This is a genomic window from Hyalangium sp., assembly GCF_035629615.1.
GTDB lineage: Bacteria > Myxococcota > Myxococcia > Myxococcales > Myxococcaceae > Hyalangium.
On record NZ_DASPHO010000435.1, the window covers coordinates 1 to 6,314 of the forward strand.

6 protein-coding genes, 2 pseudogenes and 1 riboswitch are annotated in these 6,314 nt (G+C 70.4%); of the genes and pseudogenes, 3 read left to right on the plus strand and 5 right to left on the minus strand.

Annotation, left to right across the window (positions count from 1 at the left end; translation table 11 throughout):
• Positions 1-490 (minus strand): annotated as a pseudogene (locus VD972_RS22330) (hypothetical protein); the annotation flags it as partial.
• Positions 491-567: 77 nt separating this feature from the next.
• Between VD972_RS22330 and VD972_RS22335 the strand changes: the two are divergent.
• Entirely contained in the window at positions 568-2,355 is a 1,788-nt protein-coding gene (locus tag VD972_RS22335; RefSeq protein WP_324990177.1) for a serine/threonine-protein kinase, read from the plus strand.
• A gap of 5 nt (positions 2,356-2,360) precedes the next feature.
• Here the strand turns inward: VD972_RS22335 and VD972_RS22340 are convergent, their stop codons facing one another.
• The 4 genes from VD972_RS22340 to VD972_RS22355 form a co-directional block, all read right to left on the minus strand.
• Complete coding sequence (locus tag VD972_RS22340; protein WP_324990179.1) at positions 2,361-2,861, minus strand: hypothetical protein; 501 nt, start codon at positions 2,859-2,861, stop codon at positions 2,361-2,363.
• A 104-nt stretch (positions 2,862-2,965) separates the two neighbouring features.
• Positions 2,966-3,295 carry a quaternary ammonium compound efflux SMR transporter SugE gene (sugE, locus tag VD972_RS22345; protein WP_324990181.1) on the minus strand — a complete coding sequence of 110 codons (330 nt, stop codon included), beginning with the start codon at positions 3,293-3,295 and terminating at the stop codon, positions 2,966-2,968.
• A gap of 18 nt (positions 3,296-3,313) precedes the next feature.
• A riboswitch (guanidine-III (ykkC-III) riboswitch) is annotated at positions 3,314-3,376 on the minus strand.
• 79 nt (positions 3,377-3,455) lie between these two features.
• Positions 3,456-4,655: a M28 family peptidase gene (locus tag VD972_RS22350; RefSeq protein ID WP_324990183.1), complete on the minus strand. Its 1,200-nt coding sequence runs from the start codon at positions 4,653-4,655 to the stop codon at positions 3,456-3,458.
• Positions 4,656-4,681: 26 nt separating this feature from the next.
• Entirely contained in the window at positions 4,682-5,044 is a 363-nt protein-coding gene (locus VD972_RS22355; RefSeq protein ID WP_324990184.1) for a cupin domain-containing protein, read from the minus strand.
• An 80-nt stretch (positions 5,045-5,124) separates the two neighbouring features.
• Between VD972_RS22355 and VD972_RS22360 the strand changes: the two genes are divergently transcribed.
• Positions 5,125-5,604 (plus strand): hypothetical protein, encoded by a 480-nt coding sequence (locus tag VD972_RS22360; protein WP_324990186.1) that lies wholly within the window; start codon positions 5,125-5,127, stop codon positions 5,602-5,604.
• A gap of 96 nt (positions 5,605-5,700) precedes the next feature.
• Positions 5,701-6,314, plus strand: a pseudogene (locus VD972_RS22365) (S-adenosyl-L-methionine--L-methionine S-methyltransferase); the annotation flags it as partial.

Here is a 6,314-nt window from a genome sequence, read left to right on the forward strand (position 1 = left end):
CCTCGGTGTTCAGGTGAAAGCGCACCCCACGGCCCAGCTTCAGGAAGTCCGTCTTCACCTGCACCGCCACGGCCTCGATGTGGGCGTGCGTCTTGCTCGCGGGGGCCGCCTCGAATCGCAGCGCCGCACCCTGATCCGCCACCCAGCCCTTGGCCTCGAAGAAAGGCGTCACCACCCGGGGGGCGTAGTCCCCTGTGAGCTGGTGATCCGGCGCGAGCACCACCAGGGTCTGGAAGGCCGTGCGAGCCTTTGCCGGCTGCTGGAGCATGGCGGCCACCACGCCCTGGAGCTCGAGGATCTGAAGGAGGGTGTCCCGGTCATTGCCAGGGCGCGCTCGGGCCGCCTCCAGGGCCCGGGCTGCCTCGGTGTAGCGCAGCCCTTCGAGGAACTGGCGGGCGCGGGACAGCTCCGGGTTGGCCGTCTCGCCCCACGCCAGGGGGGCCAGGAGCAAGGCTGCCGTGAGGGCAATGAGCGAGGGGGGGCAAGACAAGGCGGGATCCATGTTAATCCTTGCTTTGGGAAACCGTCGAATTGACAGGCCCCCGGCAGGATGAAGAAAGTTCCCCCGTGAGCGACACCCACCACCTCCTGGCTCCTTCGGAGGCCCCTGCCATCTGGCAGCAGGGGCTGACGGTGGGGCGCTACAGCCTGCTGGCGAGGCTCGCCATCGGGGGCATGGCGGAGATCTGGCTGGCGCGCCAGGCGGGGCCCAAGGGCTTCGAGAAGTTCGTCGTCATCAAGCGCATCCTCGACGGGTTGGGCACGGATCCGGAGTTCGTGGGGATGTTCCTCGACGAGGCCCGGATCGCCGCGCAGCTCAACCACCCGCACATCGTCCAGATCTTCGATCTGGGAGAAGAGGCGGGGGCCTTCTACATCGCCATGGAGTACCTGCCGGGCGAGAACCTGGCCGCCATCGCGCGAGCCGGCTCGCGCCAGGGCAAGGCGCTGCCCATCCCCTTGGCGGTGCGCATCATCGCCAATGCGGCCGAGGGCCTGGCCTACGCCCATGCCAAGACCGGGGCGGATGGGGTGCTGCTCGGCATCGTCCACCGGGATGTGTCCCCCCAGAACATCCTCGTCACCTATGACGGGCTGGTGAAGGTGGTGGACTTCGGCATTGCCAAGGCGGCCTCTCGCGAGAGCCAGACCATGGCGGGCCAGGTCAAGGGCAAGACGGCGTACATGTCGCCCGAGCAGGCGCGAGGCCAGACGCTCGATGCCCGCAGCGACATCTTCGCCCTGGGGATCATCCTCTTCGAGCTGGTGACGGGCTCGCGGCTCTTCCAGTTCCCGGATCCGCTCACCGCGCTGAAGGTGGTGGCCAGCGATGATCCCATCCCGCTCGCGCACGAGCGCAGCCCCGACGTCCCCGAGGCCCTGAGCCGCATCATTGCTCGAGCGCTCGCACGCGATCCCGCCCAGCGCTACCCCACCGCACGCCACTTCCAGAACGCGCTGGAGGAGTGGCTGAGGACCCAGCAGGACGTGCCCGGGTCCGCCGAGCTGGGCCAGTACATGTCCGAGCGCTTCAGCGCCCGAATCCAGGAGCGCGCCCGGCTGCTGGATGCGGCCCGCTCCGGGGAGCTCACCCCGAATAGCACTCGCCGGGCGGCGCGCAGCTCCACGGGCGACTCGATGCCGGGAAGCCCGCTCCCTGTCGAGGAGGAGACCACGCTGGAGCAGGCCTGGCGCCGGCGCTCCTGGCTGCCACTCGCAGGCGCCGCGGTGCTGCTGATCCTCGTGGGAGCCGGGGCGGTCCTCGCCCTTCTCCCAGGAGCGTCCGTTGAGCCGCCTGTCCCTCCGCCCGTGAGCGCCCCCGTGGCTCCCGCACCGCCGGTGCTCACCATCGAGACGGATCCTCCCGGTGCCCTGATCCGGGTGGACGGGAAGGAGGCGGGGCGTTCGCCGCTGACGCTCCACTCGCTCCCCCTGGGCGAGCACAGCGTGTCCGCCACGCTGGAGGGGAGGAAGTCGGCGGAGCGTCAGGTGAAGCTGGACAACCCGGGCGAGCGGGCCATGGTGGTGCTCGCCCTGGCTCCTGAGCCGGTGCTCCCTCCCACGCCGGACCCCCAGCCCAAGCCTCCCGAGCCCAAGCCTCCCGAGCCCAAGCCCCCTGAGCCCACGACCCGCCCACCGAAGCGGCCAGCCCTGGGCAAGCTCACCTTGGACACCACCCCTTGGACCCGCGTCTTTCTGCGCAAGCAGCGGCTGGGGGATACCCCGCTCATCGATCACGCCCTGCCCGCGGGGCGGCACCAGCTGCGGCTCATCAACGAGGAGAAGAACATCTCCACCGTCATCGAGGTGGAGATCCGCGCCGGGCAGACGACGACGAAGAAGCTGCGGCTGTGAGCGGCCTACGCCCTCGCCGCGCCGGAGATTCCCTCCTGCAGCAGGGCGTGGCGCAGGAACAGGGCCCGGGGGAAGCGCTCGAGCACGAGCGCCTGCTGCTCGGGGGGCAGCACCTCCCGGGCGGCCTGGAGGGTGCACTCGATGCCCCGGGTGTTCATCAGGGCGTGGAAGTACAGGCCCGGCATCCCTCCCTGGCCCATCTGCTGAGAGGGACCGAGGTGGGCCTCCAGGAACGCATCCACCGGAGGCAGTCCGTACTGCAGGAAGACGGCCTCCAGCGCCTCCGCGTTCGCGAGCGGCTGGGTCGCCGGGTGCGCGGCCAACGCCTTCAGCATCAGCTCGGTGGCGCGCCGGGCCAGCGTCTTCATCGCGGGCTCGGGCAGCGGCAGCAGGGGCTCCGTCTCCTTGAGCCCCAGGGCCTGGCGGAGATCCTGGTAGACCGTCCTGCGCTCCTCGGGGCTGAGGTTCCACAGCCCCTTCTGCAGCTTGGCGAACACGTTCGTCATGAAGACGCTCCCCTTGGGTGGAGCGGTGGGAGCAGACGGCCCTCCACCGCGAGCTTCCGTTTCGGACAGTAACCCAATCCAGTGGGTGGGTAGGCTCTTCTCGCTCACGAGGGGCTGCTGCCCGAGGTGAGCTTCAGGCCGATGATGGACGTGAGCAGCAGCGCGAGGAAGAGGATGCGCGCCGCCGTCACCGGCTCTTTGAAGAGCACCATGCCCAGCACGGCCGCACCCAGCGCGCCGATCCCCACCCACACGGCGTAGGCCGTGCCGATGGGCAGGCTCCGGGCCGCGAGCGACAGCAGCACCATGCTGGCGATGATGGCCAGGCCCGTCAGGACAGAGGGCAGGGGCCGGGTAAAGCCCTCGGTGTACTTGAGCCCGATGGCCCAGCAGACTTCCAGCAGACCGGCGACAATCAACATGACCCACGCCATGACACGCTCTCCTCAGGACAAGCGTCGTCTTTCATGACCGGGTACGGCGCGTCTCGTCCGGGTCCGATGCGCTCACCCTGAGCCACCGGACGCAGGGAGGGATAACCTTGCCCCTCGCGCCTGTCCACCCGGAAGCGCCCGACCGGCGGCCCGCTGTCCCTCAGCGTGTCTCAGGGCGCTGCCGCAGCAGCTCGCGGGTGTCCGCCAGGCGCACCGTGGTGAGCAGCAGCTCGAGCGTTCCCTCCAGCGCAGGAATGCTGACGCGGTGGCGATGGTCCTCGGCGGAGTGCATGCCGCGGAAGGGCTTGTGGTCCGCCGCATCGCCGGCCAGGGTAGCGGAGGGGATGCCGTGGGCCAGGAACGAGCGGGCATCCGTGACGACGGGATCGGACGTCACGTGGAGGGGGCGGCCCCGGGCCTGCTGGTGGACTTCGTCGAGCAGCCGGACCAGGCGCGGATCCGGGTAGAAGCGGCGCAGGGTGAAGTGCTCGATGCCGTAGACGGCGAGGTTCTCCGTGGCTCCCAGGCCCTCCAGGTTGAGGAGCGCCGTGGGCAGCGCCGGAGGACGGGCGAAGCGCTGCCGGGCGTACTCCCACGAGCCCTGGACGCCGATCTCCTCGCCCGAGAGCAGGAGGATCTCCACCTCGGTGCGCTCCAGCGGCGAGGCGGCCAGGGTCTGCGCCAGGCGGACGAGGATCGCGCAGGAGGCCCCATCATCGAGCGCGCCGGGGCTGCGCTCTGGGATGAAGGCGCCCGCGGTCAGCATCAGGAAGTACGCCACGCCCACCAGCGGCCCCGCCAGCGTCGCGAGGCGGGGCCCCCACTTCAGCGCGCGGGGGGCCTGGGGCCAGCGCCGGAGCGCCAGGAGGCCCGCGGCGCCGAGCATCAGGAAGAGCGTTGCGGGAAGGGTGGCGAGCTCGATGGGGCCCCGCTCGACATGGTCCAGCAGGTCCGTCTTGGTGTCGTAGTGCGCCGCGAGGATGAGGCGCTGAACGGGCGGCACTTGCGCCGGAATGCGGGCGAGCACATGCGCCTGGGGCGCCGTGCCCCACCTGCTCACGAGCGGAACGTAGCCATCGAGCTCGGCAAGCAGGACGGCGGGCACAAGGAGGGCCACGGCCAGCGCGGCCAGCGCCTTGCCCTTGCGCATCAACAGCCCGTAGGCACAGCCGCCCACCAGCACGAGCAGCCCGGTCACCCGCAAGCGCCACGGGCTGGCCAGGTACGGGATGTGCTCGACCTGCGCCCCCGCGGACTGGAGCGCGGCGGCCAGGTAGGAGGCCGCGTCCTGGAGCCCGGCCGAGCCGTTCTCCCGGGACACCTCGGTGAGAGGGTGGAGCAGCTCTTCCCAGCCAGCCATGAAGCGCGGACGCGTGAGGCGAGGCGCTACGTGTCGCGGTGCACGGAGTCCATGGAGAAGGCCGGCAGGCAGATGGCGATGTACTCAGCGCCCTCGGCCTCGGGGGTGCTGTAGCGGACCCACTCGCCCGGCTCGCACACCACCGCCTGGCCCGCGCGCACCTCGAGCGTTCCCCCCTTGTGCTCGACGCGCAGCTGGCCCTTGAGCACCACGGTGAACTCGCGGAACTCCGGCGTCTGCCCGGGCTCGACCCAGCCGCCGGGGCTGCGCATGTGGGCCACGCTGAGCTCGCCAGTCTTCGAGTTCACCCGGCCGATGTACTCGTCAATCAGCTTGGGCTTGTTGCCCGCGGCGGCAACGCGGGTGGGGGCGGGAATGAGGGTGGGCATGATGGGCTCCTCCGAGGTGTGTAACCCTCCCTCGGAGTGGAGCGTATGGCAACCGATCTGAAGTCTCCTGGGAGATCCTCGTGAGGCCGTCGCGTCCAGCCCTGCTGCTGCTCCTCCTCGTTACCGCCTGTGGCGACGAGGAGAACCGCTCCCCCCTCATCGAGGGGCTCGACACCTCGGAGGCCGGCATCGTTGCCTTCCTGAAGGATCGCCGCTACCAGGGGTGGCTCGCCGAGCCCTCGGTCCGCGCCTCGCCTGGGATTCACGGCCGGGTGCGCGTCTTCTTCAATGACACCGCCGTGCAGTCGCTGCGCGCGGGCCATGACACCCACCCGCGAGGCACCATCCTCGTGAAGGAGCTGTACGCCGATGACGGCGCGACCCTCAACGGCCACGCGCTGGAGGTGAAGGTGGAGGCCGGCCGGGGCAAGGACACCTGGCTCTTCTACGAGGGGCTCCTGCCCGACTACCAGGACGCTCTCTACGGCCGCGGACACCCCACCTGTCATGGGTGCCACGAAGCGGGGAAGGACTACGTCACCAGCGCGCTGCCGGAGTGAGCGGGAAGCGTCGATCCGGAGGCCTGTTCTCCGCTGGACGGAGGGCGCTGGGAGCGTGGTGCGCTCTGGGAGGGCGTGACACGCTCCGTGCCACATATGGCCACCTACCCCGAGTCGGCTCGCGAGGCGGTGCACCAGCTCCGTGAGCTCGCGGAGGCCCTGGCTGTTCCGGAGCAGCGGCCCCGAGCGCTGACCGAGCTTCGCGCGCTGGCGGAGCTGAGCCGGGGCAAGCCCGAGGGGGCTCCGCTGCGGCTCGTCACCGTGAGGGCGGCGGTGGGTGCGCTGCAGGAGCGGTTGGAGCTGCTGCTGCCGGCGTCCATCTTCGCCCCGGAGGAGTGGGCGTACACCTTCCTCGAGGGGCTGCTGAAGGTGCCGCTGGACGAGTATGACGGGAAGCGGCTGGTGGAGGTGGGGACGGGCTCGGGGTGGATCTGCATCGCGCTGGCGAAGTTCACGCGGCTGGCGCGCATCCAGGGCACGGACCTGAATCCGCACTCGCCGTGGGTGGCCACCTGCAACGCGTGGCTCAACGGGGACGAGCGGATGGTGGCGCGGCTGTCCTTCGGGGAGAGCGATCTGCTGCGCGGGCTGCCCGAGGGAGGGCTGTGGGACTTCGTGGTGGGCTGCATCCCACAGGTGCTGCGCACGGAGGGGCTGCCCGAGGCGCCGGCGGAGGCGGACGCGCAGGAGCTGTACGATCTGTCCAACTA